The sequence below is a fragment of the Microbacterium sp. PRC9 genome (assembly GCF_031844125.1).
Taxonomy (GTDB): domain Bacteria; phylum Actinomycetota; class Actinomycetes; order Actinomycetales; family Microbacteriaceae; genus Microbacterium.
Genome location: NZ_JAUZUR010000006.1, coordinates 164,166 through 190,933 on the forward strand (window position 1 = coordinate 164,166; position 26,768 = coordinate 190,933).

General features: G+C 70.8%; 27 protein-coding genes. 14 read left to right on the forward strand and 13 right to left on the reverse strand.

Features of this window, described 5'->3' with window-relative positions:
• Positions 1-13 precede the first annotated feature (13 nt).
• Genes Q9R33_RS14625 through Q9R33_RS14635 form a run of 3 tightly spaced genes read right to left on the reverse strand, consistent with a single transcriptional unit; the run spans position 14 to position 4,847 of the window.
• The gene (locus tag Q9R33_RS14625; protein WP_311294222.1) at positions 14-1,174 is read right to left on the reverse strand and encodes an acyl-CoA dehydrogenase family protein; all 1,161 of its coding nucleotides are present in this window, start codon (positions 1,172-1,174) and stop codon (positions 14-16) included.
• A gap of 16 nt (positions 1,175-1,190) precedes the next feature.
• Complete coding sequence (locus Q9R33_RS14630) at positions 1,191-3,239, reverse strand: biotin carboxylase N-terminal domain-containing protein (RefSeq protein WP_311294223.1); 2,049 nt, start codon at positions 3,237-3,239, stop codon at positions 1,191-1,193.
• Between the two features lie 3 nt (positions 3,240-3,242).
• A complete protein-coding gene (locus Q9R33_RS14635; protein WP_311294224.1) occupies positions 3,243-4,847 on the reverse strand; it encodes a carboxyl transferase domain-containing protein in 1,605 nt (534 codons plus the stop codon).
• Between the two features lie 135 nt (positions 4,848-4,982).
• Here Q9R33_RS14635 and Q9R33_RS14640 point away from each other — a divergent pair, with 135 nt between their 5' ends.
• Together Q9R33_RS14640 and Q9R33_RS14645 are read left to right on the forward strand one after the other, a co-directional pair.
• Positions 4,983-5,579 (forward strand): TetR/AcrR family transcriptional regulator, encoded by a 597-nt coding sequence (locus tag Q9R33_RS14640; RefSeq protein ID WP_310246351.1) that lies wholly within the window; start codon positions 4,983-4,985, stop codon positions 5,577-5,579.
• Positions 5,580-5,609: 30 nt separating this feature from the next.
• A complete protein-coding gene (locus Q9R33_RS14645) occupies positions 5,610-7,427 on the forward strand; it encodes an alkaline phosphatase family protein (protein ID WP_311294225.1) in 1,818 nt (605 codons plus the stop codon).
• A 38-nt stretch (positions 7,428-7,465) separates the two neighbouring features.
• On the opposite strand, the gene Q9R33_RS14650 is transcribed toward Q9R33_RS14645, so the two are convergent.
• From Q9R33_RS14650 to pdhA, 3 genes are read right to left on the reverse strand one after another with little or no spacing between them, the layout of a single operon-like run.
• Entirely contained in the window at positions 7,466-8,869 is a 1,404-nt protein-coding gene (locus Q9R33_RS14650; RefSeq protein WP_311294226.1) for a dihydrolipoamide acetyltransferase family protein, read from the reverse strand.
• Complete coding sequence (locus tag Q9R33_RS14655; protein WP_056367188.1) at positions 8,869-9,879, reverse strand: alpha-ketoacid dehydrogenase subunit beta; 1,011 nt, start codon at positions 9,877-9,879, stop codon at positions 8,869-8,871. Before Q9R33_RS14655 ends, Q9R33_RS14650 begins: the two co-directional genes overlap by 1 nt.
• Positions 9,876-11,012 carry a pyruvate dehydrogenase (acetyl-transferring) E1 component subunit alpha gene (gene pdhA, locus Q9R33_RS14660; RefSeq protein WP_310246339.1) on the reverse strand — a complete coding sequence of 379 codons (1,137 nt, stop codon included), beginning with the start codon at positions 11,010-11,012 and terminating at the stop codon, positions 9,876-9,878. Before pdhA ends, Q9R33_RS14655 begins: the two co-directional genes overlap by 4 nt.
• 165 nt (positions 11,013-11,177) lie before the next feature.
• Between pdhA and Q9R33_RS14665 the strand changes: the two genes are divergently transcribed.
• Positions 11,178-11,651: an Lrp/AsnC family transcriptional regulator gene (locus tag Q9R33_RS14665; protein ID WP_045302332.1), complete on the forward strand. Its 474-nt coding sequence runs from the start codon at positions 11,178-11,180 to the stop codon at positions 11,649-11,651.
• Here the strand turns inward: Q9R33_RS14665 and Q9R33_RS14670 are convergent.
• The gene (locus Q9R33_RS14670; protein WP_311294227.1) at positions 11,623-12,633 is read right to left on the reverse strand and encodes a DMT family transporter; all 1,011 of its coding nucleotides are present in this window, start codon (positions 12,631-12,633) and stop codon (positions 11,623-11,625) included. The two genes, Q9R33_RS14665 and Q9R33_RS14670, sit on opposite strands and share 29 nt — an antisense overlap.
• 75 nt (positions 12,634-12,708) lie before the next feature.
• Between Q9R33_RS14670 and Q9R33_RS14675 the strand changes: the two genes are divergently transcribed.
• Positions 12,709-13,263: a CGNR zinc finger domain-containing protein gene (locus tag Q9R33_RS14675; RefSeq protein ID WP_200919437.1), complete on the forward strand. Its 555-nt coding sequence runs from the start codon at positions 12,709-12,711 to the stop codon at positions 13,261-13,263.
• On the opposite strand, the gene Q9R33_RS14680 is transcribed toward Q9R33_RS14675, so the two are convergent.
• On the reverse strand, positions 13,223-14,122 hold the full coding sequence (locus Q9R33_RS14680) for an alpha/beta hydrolase (RefSeq protein ID WP_310246337.1): 900 nt from the start codon (positions 14,120-14,122) through the stop codon (positions 13,223-13,225). The genes Q9R33_RS14675 and Q9R33_RS14680 overlap by 41 nt on opposite strands.
• 89 nt (positions 14,123-14,211) lie before the next feature.
• Here Q9R33_RS14680 and Q9R33_RS14685 point away from each other — a divergent pair, with 89 nt between their 5' ends.
• Positions 14,212-14,943 carry a 3'-5' exonuclease gene (locus Q9R33_RS14685; RefSeq protein ID WP_311294228.1) on the forward strand — a complete coding sequence of 244 codons (732 nt, stop codon included), beginning with the start codon at positions 14,212-14,214 and terminating at the stop codon, positions 14,941-14,943.
• A 71-nt stretch (positions 14,944-15,014) separates the two neighbouring features.
• Here Q9R33_RS14685 and Q9R33_RS14690 read toward each other — a convergent pair whose 3' ends face one another.
• The 3 genes from Q9R33_RS14690 to glgA all read right to left on the reverse strand — a co-directional run bounded on the left by Q9R33_RS14690 (position 15,015) and on the right by glgA (position 17,381).
• Positions 15,015-15,269, reverse strand: a complete 255-nt coding sequence (locus Q9R33_RS14690; protein WP_045302322.1) for a type B 50S ribosomal protein L31 — start codon at positions 15,267-15,269, stop codon at positions 15,015-15,017.
• Between the two features lie 123 nt (positions 15,270-15,392).
• Positions 15,393-16,178, reverse strand: coding sequence for an ABC transporter ATP-binding protein (locus tag Q9R33_RS14695; protein WP_056367184.1), 786 nt, complete (start codon positions 16,176-16,178; stop codon positions 15,393-15,395).
• A 9-nt stretch (positions 16,179-16,187) separates the two neighbouring features.
• Positions 16,188-17,381: a glycogen synthase gene (gene glgA, locus Q9R33_RS14700; RefSeq protein WP_311294229.1), complete on the reverse strand. Its 1,194-nt coding sequence runs from the start codon at positions 17,379-17,381 to the stop codon at positions 16,188-16,190.
• Between the two features lie 48 nt (positions 17,382-17,429).
• Here glgA and Q9R33_RS14705 point away from each other — a divergent pair, with 48 nt between their 5' ends.
• The 3 genes from Q9R33_RS14705 (at position 17,430) to Q9R33_RS14715 (ending at position 20,127) form a co-directional block, all read left to right on the forward strand.
• Positions 17,430-18,674 (forward strand): glucose-1-phosphate adenylyltransferase, encoded by a 1,245-nt coding sequence (locus tag Q9R33_RS14705; RefSeq protein WP_056368223.1) that lies wholly within the window; start codon positions 17,430-17,432, stop codon positions 18,672-18,674.
• 42 nt (positions 18,675-18,716) lie between these two features.
• Positions 18,717-19,358, forward strand: a complete 642-nt coding sequence (gene serB, locus Q9R33_RS14710) for a phosphoserine phosphatase SerB (RefSeq protein ID WP_311294230.1) — start codon at positions 18,717-18,719, stop codon at positions 19,356-19,358.
• Between the two features lie 61 nt (positions 19,359-19,419).
• A complete protein-coding gene (locus Q9R33_RS14715) occupies positions 19,420-20,127 on the forward strand; it encodes an alpha/beta hydrolase (protein ID WP_311294231.1) in 708 nt (235 codons plus the stop codon).
• A 29-nt stretch (positions 20,128-20,156) separates the two neighbouring features.
• On the opposite strand, the gene fabG is transcribed toward Q9R33_RS14715, so the two are convergent.
• Complete coding sequence (gene fabG, locus Q9R33_RS14720) at positions 20,157-20,867, reverse strand: 3-oxoacyl-ACP reductase FabG (protein WP_056367180.1); 711 nt, start codon at positions 20,865-20,867, stop codon at positions 20,157-20,159.
• Positions 20,868-20,995: 128 nt separating this feature from the next.
• On the opposite strand from fabG, the gene Q9R33_RS14725 reads away from it, so the two are divergent.
• From Q9R33_RS14725 to Q9R33_RS14740, 4 genes are all read left to right on the forward strand, one after another.
• A complete protein-coding gene (locus Q9R33_RS14725) occupies positions 20,996-21,460 on the forward strand; it encodes a DUF4190 domain-containing protein (RefSeq protein WP_056367179.1) in 465 nt (154 codons plus the stop codon).
• 67 nt (positions 21,461-21,527) lie between these two features.
• Positions 21,528-21,917, forward strand: coding sequence for a DUF3099 domain-containing protein (locus Q9R33_RS14730; protein WP_056367178.1), 390 nt, complete (start codon positions 21,528-21,530; stop codon positions 21,915-21,917).
• On the forward strand, positions 21,914-22,144 hold the full coding sequence (locus tag Q9R33_RS14735; RefSeq protein ID WP_310246317.1) for a hypothetical protein: 231 nt from the start codon (positions 21,914-21,916) through the stop codon (positions 22,142-22,144). The genes Q9R33_RS14730 and Q9R33_RS14735 overlap by 4 nt, the downstream gene beginning before the upstream one ends.
• Complete coding sequence (locus Q9R33_RS14740) at positions 22,141-23,034, forward strand: SURF1 family protein (protein WP_056367176.1); 894 nt, start codon at positions 22,141-22,143, stop codon at positions 23,032-23,034. Before Q9R33_RS14735 ends, Q9R33_RS14740 begins: the two co-directional genes overlap by 4 nt.
• A gap of 102 nt (positions 23,035-23,136) precedes the next feature.
• On the opposite strand, the gene Q9R33_RS14745 is transcribed toward Q9R33_RS14740, so the two are convergent.
• The gene (locus Q9R33_RS14745; protein WP_310246312.1) at positions 23,137-24,735 is read right to left on the reverse strand and encodes an ABC-F family ATP-binding cassette domain-containing protein; all 1,599 of its coding nucleotides are present in this window, start codon (positions 24,733-24,735) and stop codon (positions 23,137-23,139) included.
• 168 nt (positions 24,736-24,903) lie between these two features.
• Here Q9R33_RS14745 and Q9R33_RS14750 point away from each other — a divergent pair, with 168 nt between their 5' ends.
• Together Q9R33_RS14750 and Q9R33_RS14755 are read left to right on the forward strand one after the other, a co-directional pair.
• On the forward strand, positions 24,904-25,551 hold the full coding sequence (locus Q9R33_RS14750; protein ID WP_056367174.1) for a biotin transporter BioY: 648 nt from the start codon (positions 24,904-24,906) through the stop codon (positions 25,549-25,551).
• A 181-nt stretch (positions 25,552-25,732) separates the two neighbouring features.
• Positions 25,733-26,767, forward strand: coding sequence for an iron-siderophore ABC transporter substrate-binding protein (locus Q9R33_RS14755; RefSeq protein WP_310246307.1), 1,035 nt, complete (start codon positions 25,733-25,735; stop codon positions 26,765-26,767).
• Position 26,768 lies beyond the last annotated feature (1 nt).

Below are 26,768 nucleotides of genomic sequence, written 5' to 3' on the forward strand. Positions count from 1 at the left end.
TGTCACGCTACCCTCACGCCACGCCCAGCGCCCGCGCGATCACCAGCAGCTGCACCTCGTTCGTGCCTTCGCCGATCTCGAGGATCTTCGAGTCGCGGTAGTGCCGCGCGACCGGATACTCGTTCATGAAGCCGTTGCCGCCGAAGATCTGGGTCGCGTCGCGGGCGTTGTCCATGGCGGCGTCGCTCGCGGTGAGCTTCGCCATGGCCGCCTGCGTCTTGAAGGGCTTGCCGGCGTCCCGCAGTCGCGCCGCGTGGTGCCACGCGAGCCGCGCGACGTGCACGCGCTGCTGCATGCGGGCCAGGAGGAACTGGATCCCCTGCCGCGTCGAGAGCGCGTCGCCGAACACGGTCCGCTTCTTGGCGTAGTCGACGGCCGCGTCGAGGCATCCCTCCGCCGCTCCCGTGGCGAGCGCGGCGATCGCGATGCGTCCCTCGTCGAGGATGTGGAGGAAGTTCGCGAAGCCGCGCCCCTCGGTGCCGAGCAGGTTCGCCACGGGCACGCGCACGTCCTGGAAGGTCAGCGGGTGCGTGTCGGACGCGCGCCAGCCGACCTTGTCGTAGCCGGGTTCGACGGTGAACCCCGGCGTGCCGTGGGGCACGACGATGGTCGAGATCTCCTTGCGGCCGTCGGTCTCGCCCGTCACCGCGGTGACCGTGACGAACCGTGTGATGTCGGTGCCCGAGTTGGTGATGAACTGCTTCGAGCCGTTGATGACCCACTCGTCGCCGTCGCGGCGCGCCGTGGTGCGGGTGGCCCCGGCGTCCGATCCCGCCTCCGGCTCGGTGAGCCCGAACGCGGCGAGCGCGCGGCCGGCGAGCAGATCGGGCAGGAGCTGCTGCTTCTGCTGCTCGCTGCCGAAGCGGAACACCGGCATGGCACCGAGGCTCACGCCCGCCTCGAGCGTGATCGCGAGCGACTGGTCGACGCGGCCGAGCGCCTCGATCGCGAGGCACAGCGCGAAGTAGTCGCCGCCCTGACCGCCGTACTCCTCGGGGAACGGCAGGCCGAAGAGCCCCAGCTCCCCCATCTGCGCGACGACGTCCATCGGCAGGGTGTGCGTGCGGTCGGCCTCGTACGAGACGGGCGCGACGACCTCGTCGGCGAACTGCCGCACCAGCGCGGCGAGCTCGCGCTCGTCCTCCGAGAGGTCGTAGGTGTCGTAGCTGTCCATTGCTGCTCCTCGGGTGTCAGGAGGTCGGCGCGGGCGCCTCGTGGGCGTCCGCGGTGGGGTCGTCGGGAGAATCGGATGCTGCGGCCGCCGCATCCGCGAGTGAGACGTGTGCGAGCACCTGGTCGCGGCGCACCTGTTCGCCGACGGCGACGTCGACGCGCACGACGCCGTCGTGCGGGGCGAGGACGGGGTGCTCCATCTTCATCGCCTCGATCGTGACGATCCGGTCGCCGGTGGCGACGGTCGCGCCGTCGGCCACGTGCACGGCGACGACCGCGCCCGGCATGGGGGCGCGCAGTTGCGGATCGGATGCCGCGGCCGCACGCTCGCGGGCCGCCAGTCGTCGCTCCATGGCGGCGCGGCGGCTGAGCGGGCGGAGGCGATGCGTCGCGCCGTCTGCGTGCACCCAGACCCACCCGTCGGCGTCGCGGGCGTCGATCGCACCGTCGCCGAGGCCCGGCGCAGCGGGGACGGGGACCGCGAGCACGTCGCCTCCCGCGGTCTCCACCGAGACCGTGCGCGCGGCAGGCGTCTCGCCCGAGCGCCAGCCCGATCCCGCGCGCCACAGCGGGCTCGCCCGCCGCTGCACTCCGGAGTCCGTCCTGCCCGTGGGTTCGGCCGCGGCGGCCGCGACATCCAGCGCTGCAGCGCCCGGCGCACCCGCCGTGTACGTCGGCATGCGGTCGATGAGGCCCGTGTCCATGTCGCCGGTCTGCACGCCCTCCTCGGCGAGCAGGGCGCGGAGGAAGCCGATGTTGGTGTCGAGCCCGAGCACGATCGTCTCGGCGAGCGCGGCGTCCAGACGCGCGAGCGCCTCCGCGCGGTCGGCGCCGTGCGCGATGACCTTCGCGATCATCGGGTCGTAGTCCGCCGTCACGGTGCTCGCGGTCTCGACCGCCGAATCGGTGCGGACGCCCTCGGCGGGCCGCCACACCAGCACATCGCCGGTGGCCGGGAGGAAGCCGCGCTCCGGCGTCTCCGCGTACACACGGGCCTCGATCGCATGGCCGTCGAGGCGCACGTCGTCCCGCGAGAGCGCGAGCGGCTCCCCCGCGGCGATCCGCAGCTGCTGCTCGACCAGGTCGAAGCCGGTCACAAGCTCGGTGACGGGGTGCTCGACCTGCAGGCGCGTGTTCATCTCGATGAAGAAGAACTCGTCGGGCCGGGAGGCTGCGACCAGGAACTCGACCGTGCCTGCCCCGCGATAGTCGACGGATGCCGCGGCCGCGCAGGCCGCCGCGCCCAGGCGGGCGCGGGTGTCGGCGTCGACCGCCGGGGACGGCGCCTCCTCGATCACCTTCTGGTGGCGGCGCTGCAGCGTGCACTCGCGCTCGCCGAGGTGGACGACGCTCCCGTGCGCATCGGCGAGCACCTGCACCTCGATGTGCCGCGGGCGTTCGATGAGCCGTTCGAGGAGGAGCGTGTCGTCGCCGAACGCGGCGGCCGCGACGCGGCGCGCGGTCGCGAGCGCGTCCGGCAGCTCCGCGGCCGAGCGCACCACCTGCATCCCCTTGCCGCCGCCGCCCGCCGACGGCTTCACCAGGAGGGGGAAGCCCGCACGCTCGGCGGACGCCGTGATCTCAGCATCCGTCATCCCCGCCGCACTGAACCCGGGCACCGTCGGCACGCCGTACGACGACACGTGCTCCTTCGCACGGATCTTGTCGCCCATCACCTCGAGCGCACGCTCGCCGGGCCCGATGAAGACGATTCCCGCCTCGGCGCAGGCGCGTGCAAAAGCGACGTTCTCCGACAGGAAGCCGTAGCCCGGGTGGACGGCCTGCGCGCCGCTCGCGACCGCCGCGGCGACCACGGCGCCGATGTCGAGGTACGACTGCGCGGCCGCGGCGGGCCCGATGCGGACGGCCTCGTCGGCCTCGCTCACGTGCGGCGCGTCGGCGTCGGCATCGCTGTAGACGGCGACCGAGCGGATGCCGAGGCGCCGGAGCGTGCGGATCACCCGGCGGGCGATCTCACCGCGGTTGGCCACCAGGACGGTGTCGAACAGGGCATCGGATGCCGCAGACTCGCGCACGGCGGTCCGCGAAGGGTCAGAAGTGTTCATGATTCACATCCGGAAGACGCCGAAGCGCGGCTCGGGGAGCGGGGTGCGCGCGACGACGTCGAGCGCGAGGCCCAGGAGGTCCCGGGTGTCGAGCGGGTCGACCACGCCGTCGTCCCACAGCCGGGCGGTCGCGTAATACGGGTCGCCCTGCTCCTCGTATCGGGCGCGGATCGGGGCCTCGAAGTCCGCCTGCTCCGCCGTGGACCACTCTTCGCCGCGCGCCTCGAGCTGGTCGCGCTTGACCGTCGAGAGGACGGAGGCGGCCTGGGGGCCGCCCATGACGGAGATCCGGCTCGCCGGCCACGTCCAGAGGAACCGGGGGGAGTACGCGCGTCCGCACATCGAGTAGTTGCCGGCGCCGAACGACCCGCCGATGACGACCGTGAGCTTCGGCACCCGTGTGGTCGCGACGGCAGTGACCATCTTGGCGCCGTCCTTCGCGATGCCGCCCGCCTCGGCGTCGCGTCCCACCATGAAGCCCGAGATGTTCTGCAGGAACAGCAGCGGCACCCCGCGCTGATCGCACAGCTCGATGAAGTGGGCGCCCTTCTGAGCGGACTCGCTGAACAGCACGCCGTTGTTGGCGACGATGCCGACGGGGTGCCCGTGGATGCGCGCGAAGCCGGTGACGAGCGTGTCGCCGTACTCGCGCTTGAACTCGTGCAGCTCACTGCCGTCGACGAGCCGCGCGATCACCTCGCGCACGTCGTAGGGCTGGTTCACGTCGACCGGCACGACTCCGTACAGATCGGATGCCTCGGCCACCGGCTCGACCGCCGGAACGACCTCCCACGCGGGTTCCGCCGGCGCCGGCAGGGTCGCGACGATGTCGCGCACGATCTCGAGCGCGTGCTCGTCGTCCTCGGCGAGGTGGTCGACGACCCCGGAGCGGCGGGCGTGCAGCTCTCCCCCGCCGAGCTCCTCAGCGGTCACGATCTCGCCGATCGCGGCCTTCACCAGGGGCGGGCCACCGAGGAAGATCGTGCCCTGGCCGCGCACGATCACCGTCTCGTCGCTCATCGCGGGCACGTAGGCGCCGCCGGCGGTGCACGAGCCGAGCACGGCGGCGATCTGCGGGATGCCCGCCGCCGACAGCCGTGCCTGGTTGAAGAAGATGCGGCCGAAATGATCGCGGTCGGGGAACACCTCGTCCTGCATCGGCAGGAAAGCGCCGCCGGAATCGACGAGGTAGACGCAGGGCAGGCGGTTCTCGAGGGCGATCTCCTGCGCCCGCAGGTGCTTCTTGACGGTGAGCGGGTAGTACGTCCCGCCCTTGACCGTCGCGTCGTTGCACACCACCATCAAATGCCGCCCGTGCACCAGCCCGATCCCCGCGATCACGCCCGCGGCGGGGGCTTCGCCGTCGTAGAGGCCCTCCGCGGCGAGCGGCGCGACCTCGATGAACGGGCTCCCCTCGTCGAGCAGGCGTGTCACACGGTCGCGCGGCAGCAGCTTGCCGCGCGCGACATGCCGCTCGCGCGACGCGGCGGGTCCGCCGACGGATGCTGCTGCCAGCCGCTCCCGCAGCTTCTGGGCCAGGTCCCGCTGGGCGTCGCGCGTGCGCGCGAAGGCCTCGTCGTGCACCGCGGTGGTGCTCAGCACGCTCATCCGGATCTCCCGCGCATCTTCCTCGACGTCACGATCGGATCACGTCCGTTGTCGAGACGCGATCGGATTGGTTAGTGTTCACTAACTGAGGTTCAGGTTAGCGAGCCTTAACTGGATTTACAAGCGGAGCAGCAGATGACGAACGGTGTGACCGATCGCGATCGCGCGAAGGCCGACCGCCACGCGGCGATCCTCCACGAGGCGGCGGCCCTCTTCGCCGAACGCGGCTTCAGCGGCGTCAGTCTCGAAGACATCGGCGGAGCCGTCGGCGTCAGCGGTCCCGCCCTCTACCGCCACTTCGCCAACAAGCAGGCGCTGCTCGGCGCCATCCTCGTCGAGGTGAGCGAGCGGCTGCTGGCGGGCGGGCGCACGGTGATCTCGGCTCATCACGAGGCCGCCGACCAGCTGGACGCGATCATCGCCTTCCACGTGGAGTTCGCGCTGCGCGACGCCGACGTCATCCGCGTGCAGGACCGCGATCTCGCGAGCCTCAGCGACGACGACCGCCACACCGTGCGCCGTCTGCAGCGGGAGTACGTGGAGGTGTGGATCGGCATCCTCTCCACCGTCCACCCGGACCGGGACGAGGACGACCTGCGCGTGCGCGCACACGCCTGCTTCGGCCTCATCAACTCGACGCCCCACACGGTTCGCGCGTCGCGGTCGCGCCCCGGCGAACGCGATATACGCGGCATCCTGCGCACGATGGCGCACGCCTCACTGACCGCCTGAGGCCGCCGAGGGGCATAGTCTGGACGGACCATGACGGGGCATGGCCAGCACGACGACGCCGGGGCGAGGCACGTCGACGCCACCGACACGCCCGCGGAGTCGCGTGCGCCGGCGTCGGGCGACGCCAGCTCGCGGCGGGACTTCCTGAAGCTCGGCGGTGTCGCCGCGGCGGGCCTGGTCGTGGGCGGCGCCGTGGGCGCCGCGGCCGGCGCCTCCATCGGCCACACGATCGGGTATCGCGAGGGGTCGGTCGACTTCGGCGCCGTGCCGCCGCGATCAGAGCCGGGCTTCGATCACGTCGTCGTCCTGATGGGCGAGAACCGGTCGTTCGACAACCTCCTGGGATGGCTCTACACGCCCGAGAACCTGCCAGAGGGCGCCACCTTCGACGGGCTCGCGTTCGGCGACTACGCCAACACCGCGCCCTCCGGCGAGCGCGTCGCCGTGCACGCCTATTCGGGACCCACCGACGACGTGATGGCTCGGCCCGACCCGGATCCCGGCGAGGAGTTCCCGCACGTCAACACGCAGCTGTTCGGCGTGGTCGACCCGCGGGACAACGCCGCGAGCCAGGTGGGCGACATGGCCGCCCCGTTCAACGCGCCGCCGTCCGGCACCGCGCCGACGATGGAGGGCTTCCTCCACGACTACTGGAACAACCTGACGCGGCTGCGCCACGGCAAGGAGCCCACGATCGACGATGCGTCGCACATCATGGGCGGCTTCTCCCCCGAGCAGCTCCCGGTGCTGTCGACCCTCGCGAAGGGTTTCGCGGTCTTCGACGCGTGGTTCGCGGCGGTGCCGTCGCAGACGTACTGCAACCGCTCGTTCTTCCACGCGTCGACGTCGCACGGCTTCGTCACCAACAAGCACGGCGGAGGCTACGACAAGTGGCTCGACGCCGCCACGACGCCGACGATCTTCAACCGGCTCGAGGAAGCCGGAATCCCCTGGAAGGTGTACTTCGACGAGATGCAGCTCGTCTCGCTCACCGGCATCCTGCACGCCCCGGTGCTGGAGAAGCACTGGCGCACCGGGCGATTCGGCCACATGTCGGAGTTCTTCGACGACGCGAAGGCGGGCAAGCTGCCGGCGTACGCGTTCATCGAGCCGCGGCTCGTCTACAACCACAACGACTTCCATCCGCCGTTCGGCGCCCTCCGCGAGAGCGATGTCGACGGCTCCACGGTCGTCGACTCCGCCGTGTCCGACGTGCGCGCGGGCGAGAAGCTCGTGGCCGACGTCTACGACGCGATCAAGGCGAGCGCGACGGCGGACGGATCGAACGCGATGAACACGATGCTGCTGATCACCTTCGACGAGCACGGCGGGACGTACGACCACGTGCCGCCTCCCGCGGCGACGCCCCCCGTCGCCGACGACGAACCTGGCGAGATGGGCTTCGCGTTCGACCGTCTCGGGGTGCGCGTGCCGGCGATCGCGGTGTCGGCCTACACGCGGGCCGGCACGATCGTGCACGACGAGATGCATCACGCGGCGGTGGTCGCCACGCTGGCCCGGCTGCACGGGCTGCGTCCGCTGACGAGGCGCGACGCTGAGGCGCGCGACCTGTTCTCGATCGTGAACCTCGACACTCCCCGCGACCCCGCCACCTGGCCGGTGGTGCACCCGATGTACGTGCCGCCGAATCCGGCCGAGGACGAGGTGAGCGACCTCGAGCACGGCCCCCACAGGCACAAGCCGCTCAGCCCGCCCGGACGCGGCCTGCTGGGTCTGCTGCTCGCGCGCTATGCGGCTCCCGGCTCCGCGGAGCCGGAGACCTACGCCGAGGTATATGACGTGCTGCACAAGCACGGGCTCGGACTCTTCTACCCGAAGATGGACTGACCGGCCGGCCCCCAAGGTGCCGGCCGGTCAGCGGCTCGTCAGCGCAACAGCATCGCACGCCCGGGCTCGCGGAGGATGCCCGCGACATCGACCAGGAACCGCGACCCCTGCTCGCCGTCGACCAGCCGGTGATCGAACGACAGAGCGAGCGTCATGACATCGCGCAGCGCGATCTCGCCGCGATGCTCCCAGGGCTGGCGGCGCACCGCGCCGAGCGCGAGGATGCCCGCCTCTCCGGGGTTGATGATCGGCGTCCCGGCGTCGACGCCGAACACACCGACGTTCGTGATCGAGAACGTGCCGCCCATCATGTCGGCCGGCAACGTCTTGCCCGCGCGCGCGGTCTCCGCGAGCCCGCGGATGGCGTCGGCCAGTTCGGCCAGCGTCAGCTCCTGGGCATCGCGGATGTTCGGCACCACGAGCCCGCGCCCGGTCGCGGCGGCGATGCCGAGGTTCACATAGTGGTGTTCGACGATCTCGCCCGCCTCGTCGTCCCACTTCGAGTTGAGGCCGGGGTGGCGGCCCAGCGCGAGGCACACGGCCTTCGCCGCCACAGCCATGATCCCGATCCGATGCTCCTGCAGGTCGCGGTCGCCCTTCAGCGAGGCGATGAGCTCGCTCGTCGCCGTCACGTCGACCGTCAGGAACGTCGTGACGTGCGGAGCGGTGAAGGCGCTGCGCACCATCGCGTCCGCGGTCATGCGCCGCACCCCGCGGATCGGCGTGCGCGTCGTGCGCTCCCCCGCGGCGGCCGGCATCGGCATCTCGAAGGTCTCGACGGGCTCGGCCGCAGCCGGCGCCGTCGCCGTGGCGCCCACGCGGGTCGCGTAGGCCTCGACGTCGGCACGCGTGATGACGCCGGACGCGCCGCTCGCCTCGACGAGGGCCAGGTCGATGCCCAGCTGCTTGGCGAGCTGCCGCACCGGCGGTGTCGAACGCGGGCGCTCGACCGGGCGTTCCACGACGTCGGCGAACTGGATCGCGTCGTGCGGAGCCGCCTCGAGGACGGCGGTGTCGGATGCCGCGGCCACCGAGCCCGCGACACGCGCGCGGCGCTGCGGGCGCCCGGCCCCCTGGGGCGTGGCGCCGTAGCCCACGAGGTTGGGCTCGGATTTCGCCGCCTCGGCCGGAGCGCTCGCCGCGAGCTCCGGGGCGGAGGCTTGTGTTTCCGAGGCAGGCGCCGGCGACGCAGCATCCGTTCCGCCGAGGTCGAAGGAGATCAGCACCGAGCCGACCGCGACGACATCGCCCGCTTCGGCGTGCAGTGCCGTGATGGTGCCGGCGTACGGGGACGGCAATTCGACGACGGCCTTCGCGGTCTCGACCTCGGCGATGGTCTGGTTGAGGGTGACCGTGTCGCCGACGGCGACGAGCCACTGCACGAGCTCGGCTTCGGGGAGTCCTTCCCCGAGGTCGGGGAGCGTGAAGTCCTGCATCGCCATCAGTCCAGCACCCCGCTCAGGCTGTTCGGCCGGTCCATGACGCGGTCGACGGCGTCGAGGATCCGGTCGAGGTCCGGCAGGTGGTGCTTCTCGAGCTTCGCGGGCGGGTAAGGGATGTCATGCCCGGTGACGCGCTGCGGCGCCGCCTCGAGATAGTTGAAGCAGCGCTCGGTGACGCTCGCGACCAGTTCGGCGCCGACGCCCGCCTCGCGGGCGGCCTCGTGGGTGACCACGACGCGCCCGGTCTTGCGGACGGAGGCGGTCACCGTGCGGTAGTCCACCGGCGAGATCGAGCGCAGATCGATGACCTCGATCGAGACGCCGTCGTCCTCGGCCGCCGTGGCGGCGTCCAGGGCTGTGAGCACCTGTGAGCCGTAGGTCAGCAGCGTGACGTCGCTGCCCTCGCGGGCCACGCGGGCCAGGCCCATCGGCGGGGCGTCCGCGAGCTGGACGTCGAGGTCGACCTCGCCCTTGGTGTGATACAGCCGCTTGGGCTCGAAGTAGACCACCGGGTCGTCGGACGCGATCGCCTGCCGCAGCATGACGTAGGCGTCCTGCGGGTTCGACACCGCGATCACACGCAGGCCCGACGTGTGCACGAAGTAGGCCTCGGGCGACTCCGAGTGGTGTTCCGCGGCACCCACGCCACCTGCCCACGGGATGCGGATCGTGATCGGCATCTTCACATTGCCGCGCGTGCGGTAGTGCAGCTTCGCGACCTGGCACACGATCTGGTCGAACGCCGGGTACACGAAGCCGTCGAACTGGATCTCGACGACGGGCCGGTAGCCGCGGAACGCGAGCCCCACGGCGGTGCCCATGATGCCGGCCTCGGCGAGCGGCGTGTCGACCACGCGCTGCGCCCCGAACTGGTCGAGGAGGCCGTCGGTGATGCGGAAGACGCCGCCGAGCTTTCCGATGTCCTCGCCCATGACGAGGACCTTGTCGTCCTCCGCCATCGCGCGGCGGAGTCCTTCGTTGATGGCCTTCGCCATCGTCAGCTGCGTCATCGTCGCACCCCCTCGGCTGCCGGGGCGAACCCGTCGAGGTACGCGCCGAACCATTCGCGCTGCTCCGCGAGGCCCGAGTGGGGCTCCGCGTAGACGTTGTCGAGCACGGTCAGCGGGTCGCGGGTCTTCGCGGTCGTCGCCGCCTCGCGCACGGCCGCGGCGAGGGCATCGGCATCGTGCTCGACGCTCGTCACGAACGCCTCGTCGAACTCGCCGCGCGACCGCAGGAGTGCCTCGACGCGCGCGATCGGGTCGCGGCGGCGCCACTTCTCGACCTCTTCCTTGTCGCGGTACCGGGTCGGGTCGTCCGACGTGGTGTGCGGACCCATGCGGTAGGTGACCGCCTCGATGAAGGCGGGGCCGTTGCCGCGGCGCGCGTTGTCGAGCGCCCAGCGCATCGCCGCGAAGCACGCCAGCACGTCGTTGCCGTCGACGCGCATGCTGGGGATGCCGAAGCCCGGGGCACGCCCGGCGATCGGGAACTTCGCCTGCACCGTGACGGGCTCCGAGATCGCCCACTGGTTGTTGGTGCACACGAACACCACGGGCGCACGGAAGGAGGAGGCGAACACCATCGCCTCGTTGACGTCGCCCTGGCTCGACGCGCCGTCGCCGAAGTAGGCGACCGACACCTGGTCGGTGCCGTCGCGCTGCACGCCCATCGCGTAACCGACCGCGTGCAGCGCCTGCGCGCCGATGATGATCTGCTGCGTGGCGGTGTTGATGTCGTAGGGGTTGTAGGTGGAGTGCTCCTCGCCACGCCAGGCGAGCACGAAGTCCGCGGGCTTGCCGCCACGGGCGTAGACGACGCCGGTCTCGCGGTAGCTCGGGAAGGCGAAGTCATCGGCGCGGAGGGCGCGTGCGGTGCCGATCTGGGTGGCCTCCTGGCCCTGACAAGGCGGCCACAGGCCCAGCTGGCCCTGCCGCTGCAGAGCGACGCCCTCGGTGTCGATGCGCCGCAGGAGAACCATGTCGCGGTAGAGGCCGCGCAGTGTCGCGGCGTCGACGTCGGCCACCCAGCGATCGAGCTCGGGGTCGGCGATGCGCTCGCCGTCAGGGGTCAGCAGTCGCGCGACATCCTCGATATCGGTGGCGAGATCCGCTGTGGGTGTCAGGGTGTGCGTCATCGTCATCACTCCTCGTTGCGGGCCCCCTCGTGAGGAGCCGCTTCGCGTGCGCCGGCCACTTCGCCGGCTGCTTCAACGGTACGTCCGCATCGCACCTCGCTCAAGCATTCGAGGACTTCTTGAGCATGTTGACAACTCACGCCTATAAAAGGCGTGCTAACGTTTCGCACTATGAGTGCCCTCGATCACGTCGACCTGGAGCTGCTGGCAGCGCTCTCCGCCGACCCGCGCGCGACCGTCGTCGCACTCGCCGAACGACTCGGCCTCTCGCGCAACACCGTCCAGGCGCGCATGTCGCGCCTGGAGAAGGCGGGGGTCTTCCTGTCGTACGAGCGAGCCATCTCGTCCGCCTCTCTCGGGTTCCCGATCGAGGCGTTCATCAGCGTCATCGTGCGTCAGGCCGATCTGCCCCGCATCGCCGTCGAACTCGCCCGCGTCCCGGAGGTCGTGCAGGCGCACGGGTTGTCCGGTCAGGTGGATCTGCTGGTGCGTGTCGCGTGCCGCGACACCCAGCACCTCTTCGACACCGACGCCCGCATCCTCGCGATCGAGGGTGTCGAGCGCACCGAGACGTCGCTCGTGATGGGCGAGGTGATCGCCCATCGCGTGACGCCGCTCATGGAGCTGGCACGACGGGAGTCGTAGCCGCGGCGCCCTTCGGGTTTCCGGTCGACGACGCGTCGGCGCGCACGAGAACCACGCCGACGAGGATCAGCGCCCCACCGACGAACTGGATGGGCGCGGGCACCTCGGCGAGGAAGACCCACGCGAACATGAGGGCGAACAGCACCTCCGAGAGCCCGACGAACGAGGCGACCCGCGAGCCGATGCGCGGGACGGCCATCACGCCCAGCGCGTAGCCCAGCGTCGTCGCGATCGCGGCCACCCAGAACAGCGGCATCCACCACGGCACCGCTACGCCTGCGAGCACCACATCGACCGCCGGCGCCTGGAAGGGCATGATGCCGGTGAGGCACAGCACGCCCATGACGATCGCACCGGTGAGCAGGCCGCTGGCGGCCAACGCGAGCGGCGGCAGGTCGTCGCCGGCCCGCTCCGAGATCACGAAGTACGCGCACACGCACACCGCGGCGGCGAGGGCGAGCAGCGTTCCGATCAGGTCGAACGAGGCGCCCGAGATGTCGACGACGAGCACCAGGCCGACCATCGCGACCGCGGAGCCCCACAGCACGAGCGCCGACGGCGCTGTGCGCGTGCGCACCCAGATCGCGACGACGAGCATGACCGGCGCGAGGTACTGGATCAGCAGCGCCACGGCCACCGGCATCCGCTGCATCGCCGAGAAGAAGAAGAGCTGACAGCCCAGCACCGGCATCAGGCCGAAGCCGACGATGAGCCGCCAGTGCCGCTTGAGGAAGCCGCGCTGCCGCATGATCGCGAGGAACAGCGCCGGCGAGAGCACGAGGCCGGCGACTCCCATGCGAACCAGCAGCGCCGCCCCGAGCGACCAGCCGGCCTCGAGCAGGGGCTTCACGAAGGGACCGCTCGACGAGAACGCCAGCGCCGAGGCGACGCCCATCACGAGCCCGCTGGTGCGCATTCGCGCGTGCGCGCGAAAGGCCGCGCTCGGGGCGATGACGGGAAGGGACGCGGTCGAGACGGTCATGGGCGGCATCCGGCTGTCAGGGGTGAACACTGCTTACACTGGTGACAGTAGTGGAACTGTATGTCAGGAGTCAACGTGGTTTTCATTCGTGACACGGAGCTGAGCCTCCGCGCGGCCGCCTACCTGGTCAACACGCTGCCCGGCTACGACGACGAGGACACGCTCACCACCCTCGAAGAGTTCGACGAGTACCTGGTGGTGAACCCGTACACGGGGCTCATCCGGCGCGAGGAGCAGGAGCTCGCGGCGATCCGTGCGATCCGCCCGCGTCTGCGGCAGCTGTGGGAGGTCGACCGCGACGGCGCCGTCCCGCTGGTCAACGAGATGCTCGCAGACGGCAGCGCACTGCCCCGCCTCGTCCGCCATGACGGCTTCGACTGGCACGTGCACGCCACGAGCGACGATGCACCGCTCGCGACCCGCATCCTCGTCGAGGCGGCGATGGCCTTCGTGGACGTCATCCGCTCCGACGAGTACGACCGGGTGCGCATCTGCTCCGCGGACGACTGCGACTCCGTCTACATCGACTACTCGAAGAACGGCTCCAAGCGCTACTGCGACACCGGCAACTGCGGCAACCGCATGAACGTCAACGCGTACCGGCGTCGGAAGGCGCGAGAAACTGCGTGATCGCGTCGGCGGCTGCCGCCGGCGTCTCGTAGTGGATGAGGTGCCCGACGTCGGGGATCTCCACCAGCTCCGCGTCCGGGAACATCCTCGCGAGCATGCGTTCGGCTTCGATGGGCGTGATGTCGTCCCTCACGGCGGCGACCAGCAGCGTCGGCTGGGCGATGCGCGGTGCGAACGCGCGCACGTCGTTCGACACCGACGCCACGAAGGCGTCGTGCAGCACGTCGCGGTCGGCGAAGCGTGAGAAGTAGGTGTCGTGCTGATCGTGCACGAATCGACGGATGCCGGAGTCCTTGGTCTTCGCCATCGACACGCTCATCACCCGCACGATGAGCCCGTTGCGCAGCAGGGCCTCGCCGAGCCGCTTCGGCAGCTTCGCGCCTGCCCAGTAGTAGAAGACCGCCAGCCTCGTGAGGATGCCTCTCGGGCCCTCCAGCGCCGGAGCGCCGATCGGGTTCACGAGGATCACCCGCGGCGTCCCGAGGCCGCCGGCGACGGCCGCCGCGACGACGATCGAGCCGAACGAGTGCCCGAGGATCACGGATCCCGGTGCGACCGCCGCGGCGAACTCACGGAGCCACTCGGCGTAGAGGTCGAGGTCGTGGGTGCGGCCCGGGACGGGCGCCGTCTCGCCGAAGCCGGGAAGGTCGGGTGAGATCACGCGGACGCTCGGGAGGTGCGCGACGACCGGCTCGAGACCGTGGTGTTCGCCGCGGAATCCGTGCACCGCGACGATGGTCGCTTCGGCGTCGGCGGGACCGTAGACCCAATACGCCGTCGTGCCGCCGAGAACGGCGGCCTCGCGCCGCTCGACCGGGATCACGTCGAGGAGCGGGGCGTACGGGTTGGGCGCTGTCACCCGTCGAGTCTACGAGGACTCCCCCGGGTCCCGGCTGTGCGCGGAGTGCCTGCCCCCGGATGTCGGAGGCGACGCATACCGTGAACGGCATGAGCCGCCCGCATCCCGAACAGCTGCCGCTGTGGGATGCGCCGGACTGGGTGCGCATGGTCGGGGTGTTCGATCTCGAGACCACCGGCATCGATGTCGCCGCCGATCGCATCGTCACGGCCCACGTGGGTCTGCTGGATGCATCGGGCTGCGTCATCCGCGCCCGCGACTGGCTGGCCGATCCCGGCGTCGAGATCCCCGACGGCGCGAGCGCGATCCACGGCATCTCCACGGAGCACGCCCGCGCGAACGGCCGACCGGCCGCCGAGGTGGTCGACGAAGTGGTCACGGCCGTCCGCGCCCTGCTCGATGCCGGAATCCCCGTCGTCGCCTACAACGCGCCGTTCGACTTCTCACTGCTGAAGCACGAGTCGCTGCGGCACGACATCGCGCCGATCGAGGATCCGTCGCCCGTGATCGATCCCCTCGTCGTCGACAAGGCGTACGACCGGTGGCGCAAAGGCAAGCGCACGCTGGAGGTCGTCGCCGCACACTACGCCGTGCGACTGGACGCCGCGCACGAGGCATCGGCCGACGCGGTCGCTGCCGGCCGCGTCGCGCAGGCGCTCGCGGAGCGATTCGCGCCGTGGCTGCCCGACACGGCGCACGAACTGCACACCCGCCAGATCGGCTGGGCCCGTGCCCAGGCGGAGAGCCTCACCGAGTACTTCATCCGCATCGGGAGGATCGATCCCGACGACCGTCTCGACGGTCGCTGGCCGATCCGCTGACCGGCGTCGCCCGCCCGTCCCGGAAACGCAGAAGACCCCGCCGAAGCGGGGTCTTCCGGAAGAGCTGAGGCTTACTTGGAGCCGCCGAAGTTCTTGAAGCGCTGGTTGAACTTCTCGACACGGCCGGCCGAGTCCATGATGCGCTGCTTGCCCGTGTAGAACGGGTGCGAGGCCGACGAGATCTCGACGTCGATGACGGGGTACTCGACACCGTCGAGCTCGATCGTCTTGTCGCTGGTCACCGTCGAGCGGGTGAGGAAGGTCTCGCCCGAGCCGAGGTCACGGAACACGACGGCCTGGTAGTCCGGGTGGAGGTCAGTCTTCATGATGGTCCTTTGAGGATGGTGCCCTGGATTTTGCCAGGGCGGTCAAAGTCTGGGGTGCGAATGCACCAAAGAGAGATTCTACCAGTCTCCCGCGCGGACGCCGAACCGGCAGTCTCTCGGGGCTCAGTGCGCGGCGCGTGCCGCGAAGCGGCCGCCCTCCTCGCTGAGGCGGATCGGCACGCCGAACGTGTCGGTGAGCGCCTCGGCGGTGAGGGTCTCGCGGATCGGACCGGATGCCACGGCCTGGCCGTCGCGCAGCAGCAGCACGTGGGTGAATCCGATGGGGATCTCCTCGACGTGGTGCGTGACCATGATCATCGCCGGCGTCGTCGGCGCCTGGGCGTAGCCGCCGAGCAGGATCAGCAGCTCTTCGCGCGCGCCCAGGTCGAGGCTGGCGGTCGGCTCGTCGAGGAGCAGCAGCTCGGGGTCGGTCATGACGGCACGGGCGATCTGCACGCGCTTCTGCTCGCCGTCGCTGAGGGTGCCGAAGGTGCGGTCGGCGAGGTGGTCGAGCTTCCACTCCGCGAGCACGCGCAGCGCGCGGCGCTCGTCGATGTCCTCGTAGTCCTCGCGCCAGCGGCCGAGCACGGAGTACGCCGCCGTCAGGACGACGTTGAGCACGGTCTCCTCCGGCGGCACGCGACGCGCCATCGCGGAGGACGCGAACCCGATCCGGGGCCGCAGTTCGAAGACGTCGGTGCGGCCGAGACGCTCGCCGAGGATGGTCACGACGCCCGACGTGGGGTGCAGCAGCGTGTCGGCCATCTGGAGCACGGTGGTCTTGCCGGCGCCGTTGGGTCCGAGGACCACCCAGCGCTCGTCGTCGTTGATCGTCCAGTTCAGGTGGTCGACGATGTTCCGGGCGTTTCGGCGGACGACGACGTCGGAGAACTCGAGCACCTGGGGCATGCTGACAGCCTATCGGCCGCCGGAGACCACCTCCGCGTACAGCGCGGCCGTCTGGTCGGCGATGCGCTGCCAGCTGAAATCCTCGGTCGCGCGCTTCCGTCCGGCGGCGCCGTACTCGCGCGCGCGCTCCGGATCGCTCACGACCTCGGTGAGCACACGCGCGAGGTCCGACACGTACTGCTCGGGGTCCGTCGGGGTGCCTGTGCCGTCCTGCACCTGCTCGATGGGCACGAGGCGCCCTGTGACACCGTCGACGACGACCTCGGGGATGCCGCCGGTCGCCGTCCCGACGACGGCGGCGCCGCAGGCCATCGCCTCGAGGTTCACGATGCCGAGCGGCTCGTAGACCGACGGGCAGACGAAGGTGGTCGCCGCGCTCAGGATCGTGCACAGCTCGTGGCGCGAGAGCATCCGATCGAGCCACACCACGCCCTCGCGGGTCTCCTGGAGCCCGCGGACGAGCTCTTCGACCTCCGCCATGATCTGCGGGGTGTCGGGCGCGCCGGCGGCGAGGATCACCTGCACGTCGGCGGGCAGGCGCTCGGCGGCGCGGAGGAAGTACGGCAGGCCCTTCTGGCGCGTGATGCGGCCGACGAAGACCACCGACGGCTTCGCCGGGTCGATCCCCAGCTCGGCCAGCAGCGCGGGGTCCTCGACGGGGTGCCACGCCTCGACGTCGATGCCGTTGTAGATCACGCGGACGCGCCCGGGGTCGAGCGCCGGGTAGCTGCGCAGGATGTCTTCGCGCATGCCGTTGCTCACCGCGACGATGGCCGCGGCGCCCTCGTACGCCGACTTCTCGATCCAGCTCGAGACGGCGTAGCCGCCGCCGAGCTGCTCGGCCTTCCACGGGCGCAGCGGCTCGAGGCTGTGGGCGGTCACGATGTGCGGGATGCCGTGCAGCAGCGACGCGAGGTGCCCGGCGAAGTTCGCGTACCAGGTATGGCTGTGCACGACGTCGGCGCCCGCGACATCCGTCACGATCTCGAGATCCGTGCCGAGCGTCTGCACCGCGGCGTTGGCGGCGCCCAGCTCCGCCGGAACGCCGTACGACGTGGTGCCCTCCTCGTCGCGGGCGGCGCCGAACGCGCGCACCCGGACATCGATGCTCGAGCGGAGCGCCTTGACGAGCTCCGTCACGTGCACACCGGCGCCGCCGTAGATCTCCGGCGGGTACTCCTTGGTGACGATGTCGACTCGCATGTGTCGAACGCTAGTACACGGGCCGGAACGCGTCATAGTGTGGGTCGCATGCCAGCTGCACCCAAGGTCTTCGGAATCATCCTCGCCGGCGGCGAAGGGAAGCGGCTGATGCCGTTGACCGCGGATCGCGCCAAGCCCGCCGTCCCGTTCGGAGGCCAGTACCGGCTCATCGACTTCGCGATCTCGAACCTGATCAACTCGGGCCTGAGGCAGATCGTGGTGCTGACGCAGTACAAGTCCCACAGCCTCGACCGCCACATCTCGCAGACGTGGCGCATGTCGGCGCTCCTGGACTCCTACGTCACGTCGGTGCCCGCGCAGCAGCGCCTGGGCAAGCGCTGGTTCTCGGGATCGGCGGACGCCATCCTGCAGAGCCTCAACCTCATCAACGACGAGCAGCCCGACATCGTGGTCGTCATCGGCGCGGACCACGTCTACCGCATGGACTTCCGGCAGATGCTCGCCGCCCACATCGAATCGGGCGCGCGGGCAACGGTCGCCGGCATCCGTCAGCCGATCTCGCTGGCGAACCAGTTCGGCGTGATCGACGTCGACCCCGAGGATCCGATGCGCATCCGCGAGTTCCTCGAGAAGCCGCAGAACGCCGTGGGCCTGGCCGACGCGCCCAACCAGGTGCTCGCCTCGATGGGCAACTACATCTTCGACACCGACGCGCTCATCGAGGCCGTCGAGTCCGACGGGGAGCTGCCCACGTCGAACCACGACATGGGCGGCGACATCATCCCTTACTTCGTGGACCGCGGCGAGGCCGGCGTGTACGACATGAACCGCAACGACGTGCCGGGTTCGACCGATCGCGACCGGTACTACTGGCGTGACGTGGGAACCATCGACTCGTTCTTCGACGCGCACCGCGATCTCATCTCGACGCTGCCGGTGTTCAACCTGTACAACATGGACTGGCCGATCCACTCGCAGGCGGTCAACTCCCCGCCCGCGAAGTTCGTGCGCGATTCGGTCGGCCGCATCGGCAACGCGATCGACTCGATCGTGTCGCTCGGGTCGGTGCTGTCGGGCACGCACCTCGAGCGCAGCGTGGTGGGTCCGTGGACGCTCGCCGGCGGCGGGTCGACGATCACCGACTCGGTGCTTTTCGATCACGTGCACGTCGGTGCGGGCGCCCGGGTGCACCGCGCGATCCTCGACAAGAACGTGGTGCTCGAGGACGGCGCCACGGTCGGCGTCGACCGCGACAAGGACCTCGCGCGCGGCTTCACGATCACCGACAGCGGCATCACCGTCGTCGGCAAGGGGTTCCGCGTCGAGCGCTGACACACGGCGAGCGGCGGCATCCGGTCCGGCTAGCGTGGGAGCATGCCTGCCGCGCCCGCCCGCTTCCTCGTCGTGCTCGACGCCGACTCCACGCTCATCCGCAACGAGGTCATCGAGCTGATCGCCGATGAGGCAGGACGCGGCGAGGAGGTCGCGGCGGCGACCGAGGCCGCGATGCGCGGCGAGGTCGATTTCGCGACCAGCCTGCGCTCCCGCGTCGAGGCCCTCGAGGGCGTGCCCGTCGCGGCGTTCGCGCGCGTGCTCGCGCGCATCGAGCCCACGCCGGGCGTCCGCGAGCTGATCGCGGCGGTGCACGAGCGCGGCGGCGCCGTGGGCGTGGTGTCGGGCGGGTTCCACGAGATCCTCGACACGGTCGCCCCCGACCTCGGGGTGGACGTGTGGCGCGCCAACCGGCTCGCCACGCGGGACGGCGTGCTGAGCGGCGCAGTGGACGGCGGGATCGTGGATGCTGCGGGCAAGGCCGCCGCCCTCCGCGAATGGGCCGACGAGCGCGGCGTGCCCCTCAGCCGCACGCTGGCGATCGGCGACGGCGCGAACGACCTCGAGATGATGGCCGTCGCCGGGCTCGGCGTCGCCTTCAATGCGAAGCCCGCGGTGCGCGAACGCGCCGACCTGGTCGTCGGTCCGGTCGACCTCGCCGAGGTCATCCCGCTGCTGCCGTAATCGCGCTCGTCGCCCCAGGCGGGGCTGTTCCGATGTCGGGCGCCGTCGGTAGCGTCGGAGCATGCACATCATCCTCGTTCCCGGGCTGTGGCTCGACGCGTCGTCGTGGGGCGACGTCGACCCCGCCCTCGAAGCCGCCGGCCACCGCACGCACGCGCTCACCATGCCGGGGGTCGGCGCCTCCGCCACGGAGTCCGCGGGCATCGGCATCGCCGACTGGATCGCCGCGACGGTCGCGCAGATCGATCGGCTCGACGGCCCTGTCGTGCTCGTCGGTCATTCGGGCGGGGGCAACGTCGCCTACGGCGCCGTCGATGCGCGGCCCGACCGGGTCGCCCGGGTCGTTTTCCTCGACACGTTCCCTCCCGGCGACGGCGGCTCCATCTCCGAGTTCCCCGTCGTCGACGGTGTCATCCCCTTCCCCGGCTGGGACTTCTTCGACGAGCCCGACATCGCCGACCTCGACCGGCAGACGCGGGCGGAGGCCGCGGCACGCGCGAAGTCAGTGCCCGAGCGGGTGCCGACCGATCCGATCCGGCTCACCGACGAGCGACGGCGCGCCGTTCCGGCGACGATGATCACCGGCACGGTGGCGGAGGCGCAGATCCGCGAGATCATCGCGGCGGCACCGCCCTGGGCGGCCGAACTCGCCGCCCTCGAGCACCTCGACATCATCGAGCTCGGTTCCCCCGGAGACCCGACCGGCCACTGGCCGCAGTTCTCACGGCCCGGCGCCGTCGCCGAGGCGATCCTGCAGGCGATCGCCTGAGAACGCCGACGTCGCGCGGAGTGCTGCGGTCAGTGCCCCATGCCGAGGCCGCCGTCGACCGGGATCACGGCGCCGGAGATGTAGGCCGCGTCGTCCGAGGCGATCCACGTCACGACGCCGGCCACCTCGTCGGGCGACGCGAAGCGCCCGGCGGGGATGTTCTTCTTGTACTCGGCCTGCGTGTCGTCCGAGAGCTCGGCCGTCATGTCGGTCTCGATGAAGCCGGGGGCCACGACGTTCGCCGTGATGCCGCGGGCTCCGAGCTCACGGGTGAGCGAGCGCGCGAACCCGACGAGCGCGCTCTTCGAGGCGGCGTAGTTGATCTGACCGGCCGAGCCGTACAGCCCGACGACGCTCGAGATCAGCACGACGCGGCCCCAGCGGGCGCGCAGCATCCCCTTGGAGGCGCGCTTGACGACGCGGAATGCGCCGCCGAGGTTGGTCGAGACGACACTGTCGAAGTCGTCCTCGGTCATGCGCAGCAGGAGGGTGTCCTTCGTGATGCCGGCGTTCGCGACGACGATCTCGACCGGGCCCAGCGTGTTCTCGACCTCGGTGAAGGCGGCGTCGACGGCTGCGGCATCCGTCACATCCGCCCGCACGGTGAGGGTGCCCTCGGGTCCCTCGCCGGAGCGCGCGGTGACGGCGACCTTGTAGCCCTCGGCGACGAAGCGCTCCGCGATGGCGCGGCCGATGCCGCGGTTTCCGCCGGTGACGAGGACGACGCGATCGGTGGACATGGTGGCACTCCCGGGGGTTGTGGCGGATCCGCACCAGCCTACCGGCGGCGCCCCGATCGGCCGGCGTGTTTGACACCCCCGCCGCGGCGCTGGGACTCTGGTCCCAGACATCGAAGAAAGGCCGCCCCGTGAGCGACAACACCCCGCAGAACCCCGCACCGGAGCCGGGCTCGTACCCGCCGGTTCCGCCCGCTCAGGGGGCCTATCCCCCGCCCGCCTACGGCTCGCCCGCGGGCAGCGCGCCCGCCTACGGTGCCACTCCGGCATACGGCTCCGCTCCCGCGTACGGCGCAGCCCCCGCGTACGGCTACGGCGCGCCCGCGAAGACGAACACGCTGGCGATCGTGTCGCTCATCGCGTCGATCTCGGCCTTCGTCATCCTGCCGTTCATCGGCTCGGTCGTGGGCGTGATCACCGGCCACATGTCGCTCAACCAGCTCAAGACGAACGGCGAGCAGGGGCGCGGAATGGCGCTGGCCGGCACCATCGTCGGCTGGGTGGGACTGGGGCTCGCGATCCTCGGGACCATCGCGGCGATCCTGTTCTTCTCCTTCCTCGTGGGGATGTACGGGCAGTACGGCACGTACTCCTGAAACCGCTCGCCCCGGGACCCGTTCCCGGGGCGATCACGCGGTGCAACCGGCGTACCCTGGAAGTACCGTGAAGAGTTCGAGCCACGCCCCGTCGGCGACATCCCTGCCGCGTTCCCCGCGCGACGACGTCGACGCGCGCTCGACCCGCTACCTGATCACGATGGGCATCCGCGTCGCGTGCTTCATCCTCATGGTGGTCATCACGCCGTACGGCTGGTACACGTGGCTCTTCGGCGCCGCGGCGATCTTCCTGCCGTACATCGCAGTCGTCTCCGCGAACGTCGGTCAGGAGGCGCGGCGCAACCGCCGCGAGGATCCCGAGCCCGCGCTGCCCGCCGCACCCACGACGGCTGCGACCGGAACCCCGGTGATCCGCATCGAGGAGACCCGGGCGATCCCGGCGGACGACGAGCGCACGGACGACAAGCCCACCGACGAGGCGGACCCGACCGCATGAGCGACGCCGGACCCGACCAGGTCGCCGACGCGGTCTGCTCGCGCGCAGGTTGCCGCGCCGCGGCGCGCTGGCGCATCGACTGGCGCAATCCCCGCATCCACGCGGAGGACCGCCGCAAGACCTGGGTGGCGTGCGACGAGCACGTAGGGTACCTCCGCGAGTTCCTCGCCGCACGCGACTTCCCGGTGGGGGTCGCGCCTCTCGCTCCGACGGAGGCCGCCCGATGAGCCCGCGCTCCGTGAGCATGCAGAGCCTGCCCCGCGCGGGCCGCTGGGCGATCTACATCGCCCTCGCGGTCGTGTTCGCGATCGCGTGCGCCTTCCTGTCGAACTGGCAGTTCACGCGCAACCAGGAGCGCTCCGGGCAGCTCGCGCTCGTCGCCGAGAACTACGACGCCGTCCCGGTGCCGTTGGCCGAGCTCCTCCCTGCCGGCGGCGATTTCTCGCCCGGTGACGAATGGCACCCGGTGACCCTCACCGGGACGTACCTGACCGACGAACAGCTCCTGGTGCGCAACCGCCCGCACGGCGGAACCTCGGCCTTCGAGGTGCTCGTGCCCTTCCGCCTCGACGACGGCCGCGTGCTGCTGGTCGACCGCGGCTGGGTGCCGCCGGGCCAGGACCAGCCCGTCCCCGACGCGATCCCGGCTCCCCCGTCCGGCGAGGCGACCGTGGTCGTGCGCCTGCGCCCGGGCGAGCCCCTGCCCTCGTCGGGTCGCTCGGCGCCCGAGGGACAGGTCCCCACGATCAACCTCGGCCTCATCGCCGACACGATCTCGCCTACCGCGCGCGAGGCCTTCGAGCGGAGCGCCTACGGCGTCATGGTGTCGGAGGACCCGGCCCCGGCGACCGCGCCGAGCGCCCTCGAGCCCCCGTCCGAGGACCCCGGGCCCCATCTCTCGTACGCGATCCAGTGGATCCTGTTCGCGGTGATGGGATTCGTCTTCATCGGCTATGTCATCCGCACCGAGCGCCGCCACCGTCGCGAGGATGCGGAGGACGCCCCGTCGGAGGCAGGCGGAACGGATGCCCCGGCCACCGCGCCGCCGGCACCGCGCCGTCGCCGCGACCGCGACGCCGAGGACGAGGACGCGCTGCTCGACGCCGCCGGCCGCTGACCCCGAGCACAGAATCGGAGTTCTTCGGCGACACGCCGGGTCGAGGCATCCGTTTGCCGCGTGTCGCGCAAGGCCTCCGCCGCTGTGCGCGTTGCCGACGCGCTACGCGAGCGACACGAGGTCCGCGTAGTCGCGACCCCAGATGTCTTCGACGCCGTCGGGGAGGATGAGCACGCGCTCGGGGTTGAGCGCCTCGACGGCACCTTCGTCGTGCGACACGAGCACCACCGCGCCCTCGTAGTGGGCGAGCGCGCCGAGGATCTCCTCGCGCGACGCGGGGTCGAGGTTGTTCGTGGGCTCGTCGAGCAGCAGCATGTTCGCCGACGACACGACGAGGGTCGCAAGCGACAGCCGCGTCTTCTCGCCGCCGGAGAGCACGCCGGCGGGCTTCAGCACGTCATCCCCGGTGAACAGGAAGGACCCCAGCACCTTGCGCGCGTCGGTGGCGGTGATGTCGGGCGCCGCCGACATCATGTTCTCGAGCACCGAGCGCGACACGTCGAGGTTCTCGTGCTCCTGCGCGTAGTAGCCGATCTTGAGACCGTGACCGGGCTCGAGCTGTCCGGTGTCGGGCTGGTCGACGCCCGCGAGGATGCGCAGCAGCGTCGTCTTTCCGGCACCGTTGAGGCCGAGGATCACGACCTTCGAGCCGCGGTCGATCGCGAGGTCCACATCCGTGAAGATCTCGAGCGAGCCGTAGGACTTCGACAGGCCCGAGGCCATGAGCGGCGTCTTGCCGCAGGGAGCGGGCTTCGGGAAGCGCAGCTTCGCCACCCGCTCCTCCTGGCGCACCTCGTCGAGGCCCGCGAGCATCTTCTCGGCGCGCGCCACCATCTGGTGGGCCGCGGCGGCCTTCGACGCCTTGGCGCCGAACCGGGCCGCCTGCTGCTGCAGGACGGTGGCCTTCTTCTCGACGTTGGCGCGCTCCTTCTTGCGGCGCTCCTCATCGGCCACCCGCTGGCGCAGGTAGTTCTTCCAGTTCATGTTGTAGACGTCGATGACCTGGCGGTTCGCGTCGAGGTAGAAGACGCGGTTGACCGTCTCGCCGACGAGCTCCACGTCGTGCGAGATCACGATGAGCCCGCCCTTGTAGCCCTTGAGGAACTCGCGCAGCCACACGACGCTGTCGGCGTCGAGGTGGTTCGTCGGCTCGTCGAGGATCATCGTCTGCGCGTCCGAGAACAGGATGCGCGCAAGCTCGATGCGGCGGCGCTGACCACCCGACAGGGTCTTCAGCGGCTGGTCGAGGATGCGGTCGGGCAGCGAGAGGTTGTGGGCGATGGACGCCGCCTCGGCCTCTGCCGCGTAGCCGCCGAGCGCCTCGAAGCGCTCGGTGAGATTCGCGTACTTGCGCATCGCCTTCGCGGCGACCGCCTCGTCGTCGTCACCCATCGCAAGGGATGCCTCGTGCATGCCGATCGCGAGCGAGCCGAGGCCGCGTGCGTCGAGGATGCGCGTCCGCGCCAGCATCTCGGGGTCGCCCGAGCGCGGATCCTGGGGCAGGTAGCCCAGTTCGCCGGAGCGCTCGACCTTGCCGTCCGCGGGGATGAGATCGCCCGCGAGGACCTTGGTCAGCGTCGTCTTGCCGGCGCCGTTGCGGCCGACGAGACCGATCTTGTCGCCGTCCGAGACGCGGAAGGAGACGTCCGACATGAGCACGCGGGCGCCCACGCGGATCTCGAGGTCGTGCACGGCGAGCACAGCGGAAGTCCGATCCGTCGATGGAGATGGGGAGGTGGCCGAACGGCCAGCCTCCCAGTATACGGGCCCGGTTCGGTCGTCGCCGGAACACCGGCGGACAGCGGATCGGCCGATCATTCGTGGATCCCGTCCAAGAACCCTCTCCGACCTCCCCCTAGGCTGAGTCCCATGTCATCCATCGCCGCCGCTCCGACCGCCTCCGCCGGTACGCGTCGCGTCCTCGCCGACGTCATCGCCCGACCGTCCTCGCGCGCTCGCGCGTTCGCCCTCGATGCCGGACTCGTCATCGCCGGCGCGACCATCGTCGCCCTCCTCGCCCAGGTCGAGATCCCGCTGTGGCCCGTGCCGATCACGGGTCAGACGCTGGGTGTCATCGTCGTCGGCGCCGCGCTCGGCGCGTGGCGCGGTGCGGCCGCCCTCACGACCTACATGCTCGTCGGCCTCGCGGGACTCCCCGTCTTCGCCGGCTTCACCGGCACCGTCGCCGCGATCGGCAAGCCCAGCTTCGGGTTCGTGATCGGCTTCATCTTCTCGGCGTTCGTCGCCGGCTGGTTCGCCGAGCGCGCGTGGGACCGCCGCCCCGGGCTCGCGTTCCTCGGCTTCGCCGCCGCGAGCGTCGTGCCGTTCCTGTTCGGCATCCCGTACATGGCCTTCATCCTCAACGTCGTGATGGGCCTGGACTACTCGTTCGGCGAGCTGCTCGCCGTCGGCCTCCTCCCGTTCATCCTGGGCGGCCTCATCAAGGCGGCCCTCGCCGCCGCGATCATCCCCGGCGCGTGGGCGCTCGTCCGCAAGGCGGACCAGAGCAAGAACTGAGACGGATGCCTCGACCCCGAGGCATCCGTCTCTCGAAAGCCCCCGGCTGCACGGCCGGGGGCTTTCGCGTTCGCGGGAGCGTGACGCGACGGATTCGCAATCTGGGAAACGGCTGGGTAAGGTTGGCCTTACCGCGCCCTCGCTAAGGGCATCCTTACCTAACAACTCATCGGAGGATTCCGTGCGCCTCAACCGCCCTGCCGCCGCCACCGCGATGCTCGCCGCCGCCGCGATCGCCCTCGCCGGGTGCGCGAGCGCGACCGCCGACAGCACCGGCGACACCGCCGACTCCGCTTCCGGAGCCGGATTCCCGGTCACGATCGAGCACGCGTACGGCGAGACGGTCATCGAGTCCCAGCCCGAGCGCGTCGCCACCGTCGCGTGGTCGAACCAGGAGGTGCCGATCGCGCTGGGTGTCGTGCCCGTCGGCATGGCCGAGGTCACGTGGGGCGACGATGACGGCGACGGCGTGCTGCCCTGGGTCGAGGAAAAGCTGGAAGAGCTCGGCGCCGACACGCCGGTCCTCTTCGACGAGACCGACGGCATCGACTTCGAGGCGGTCGCCGACACGCAGCCCGACGTCATCCTCGCCGCGTACTCCGGCCTCACTCAGGAGGAGTACGACACCCTCTCGAAGATCGCGCCCGTGGTCGCGTACCCCGAGGTCGCGTGGGGCACGTCGTACGAGGACATGATCCGTCTCAACTCGCAGGCGCTCGGCCTCGCGGCGGAGGGGGACGCCCTCATCGAGGAGCTGCACGGCGAGGTCGACGCGGCGCTCGCGAACTACCCCGAGCTCGCCGACTCGCGCGTGCTCTTCTCATACATCGACCCGTCGGACTTCAGCCAGATCGGCTTCTACACGAGCCTCGACACGCGCCCCGGCTTCCTCGAGGGCCTCGGCTTCCCGCTGCCGGCCGTCGTCGAGGAGGAGTCGGACGGCGTGCAGTTCTACACCGCCGTGAGCGCCGAGCAGGCCGACCGCTTCGCCGACGTCGACGTGTTCGTCACCTACGGCGACGCGAGCGGCTCGATCATCGCGCAGCTGCAGGCGGACCCGCTGCTGTCGCAGATCCCGGCGATCGCCGAGGGCCGCATCGCGATCCTCGAGGAGGCGACCCCGCTCGCCGCCTCGGCCAACCCGTCTCCGCTGTCGATCGGCTGGGGCGTCGACGAGTACTTCGCGCTGCTCAACGACGCCCTCACGGCCGACTGAC

What these genes read in the sequence shown, in the direction of transcription:
- Q9R33_RS14640 (WP_310246351.1), top strand. Translation starts at nt 4,983, where the DNA reads ATGACGAACGGTGTGACCGATCGCGATCGCGCGAAGGCCGACCGCCAC.
- fabG (WP_056367180.1), bottom strand. Translation starts at nt 20,867, where the DNA reads ATGTCCACCGATCGCGTCGTCCTCGTCACCGGCGGAAACCGCGGCATC.
- Q9R33_RS14750 (WP_056367174.1), top strand. Translation starts at nt 24,904, where the DNA reads ATGTCATCCATCGCCGCCGCTCCGACCGCCTCCGCCGGTACGCGTCGC.
- Q9R33_RS14670 (WP_311294227.1), bottom strand. Translation starts at nt 12,633, where the DNA reads ATGACCGTCTCGACCGCGTCCCTTCCCGTCATCGCCCCGAGCGCGGCC.
- Q9R33_RS14625 (WP_311294222.1), bottom strand. Translation starts at nt 1,174, where the DNA reads ATGGACAGCTACGACACCTACGACCTCTCGGAGGACGAGCGCGAGCTC.
- Q9R33_RS14740 (WP_056367176.1), top strand. Translation starts at nt 22,141, where the DNA reads ATGAGCCCGCGCTCCGTGAGCATGCAGAGCCTGCCCCGCGCGGGCCGC.
- Q9R33_RS14690 (WP_045302322.1), bottom strand. Translation starts at nt 15,269, where the DNA reads ATGAAGACTGACCTCCACCCGGACTACCAGGCCGTCGTGTTCCGTGAC.
- Q9R33_RS14735 (WP_310246317.1), top strand. Translation starts at nt 21,914, where the DNA reads ATGAGCGACGCCGGACCCGACCAGGTCGCCGACGCGGTCTGCTCGCGC.
- Q9R33_RS14655 (WP_056367188.1), bottom strand. Translation starts at nt 9,879, where the DNA reads ATGACGCAGCTGACGATGGCGAAGGCCATCAACGAAGGACTCCGCCGC.
- Q9R33_RS14635 (WP_311294224.1), bottom strand. Translation starts at nt 4,847, where the DNA reads ATGAGCGTGCTGAGCACCACCGCGGTGCACGACGAGGCCTTCGCGCGC.
- Q9R33_RS14695 (WP_056367184.1), bottom strand. Translation starts at nt 16,178, where the DNA reads ATGCCCCAGGTGCTCGAGTTCTCCGACGTCGTCGTCCGCCGAAACGCC.
- Q9R33_RS14715 (WP_311294231.1), top strand. Translation starts at nt 19,420, where the DNA reads ATGCACATCATCCTCGTTCCCGGGCTGTGGCTCGACGCGTCGTCGTGG.
- Q9R33_RS14665 (WP_045302332.1), top strand. Translation starts at nt 11,178, where the DNA reads ATGAGTGCCCTCGATCACGTCGACCTGGAGCTGCTGGCAGCGCTCTCC.
- Q9R33_RS14685 (WP_311294228.1), top strand. Translation starts at nt 14,212, where the DNA reads ATGAGCCGCCCGCATCCCGAACAGCTGCCGCTGTGGGATGCGCCGGAC.
- Q9R33_RS14705 (WP_056368223.1), top strand. Translation starts at nt 17,430, where the DNA reads ATGCCAGCTGCACCCAAGGTCTTCGGAATCATCCTCGCCGGCGGCGAA.
- serB (WP_311294230.1), top strand. Translation starts at nt 18,717, where the DNA reads ATGCCTGCCGCGCCCGCCCGCTTCCTCGTCGTGCTCGACGCCGACTCC.
- pdhA (WP_310246339.1), bottom strand. Translation starts at nt 11,012, where the DNA reads ATGACGATGACGCACACCCTGACACCCACAGCGGATCTCGCCACCGAT.
- Q9R33_RS14630 (WP_311294223.1), bottom strand. Translation starts at nt 3,239, where the DNA reads ATGAACACTTCTGACCCTTCGCGGACCGCCGTGCGCGAGTCTGCGGCA.
- Q9R33_RS14650 (WP_311294226.1), bottom strand. Translation starts at nt 8,869, where the DNA reads ATGGCGATGCAGGACTTCACGCTCCCCGACCTCGGGGAAGGACTCCCC.
- Q9R33_RS14645 (WP_311294225.1), top strand. Translation starts at nt 5,610, where the DNA reads ATGACGGGGCATGGCCAGCACGACGACGCCGGGGCGAGGCACGTCGAC.
- glgA (WP_311294229.1), bottom strand. Translation starts at nt 17,381, where the DNA reads ATGCGAGTCGACATCGTCACCAAGGAGTACCCGCCGGAGATCTACGGC.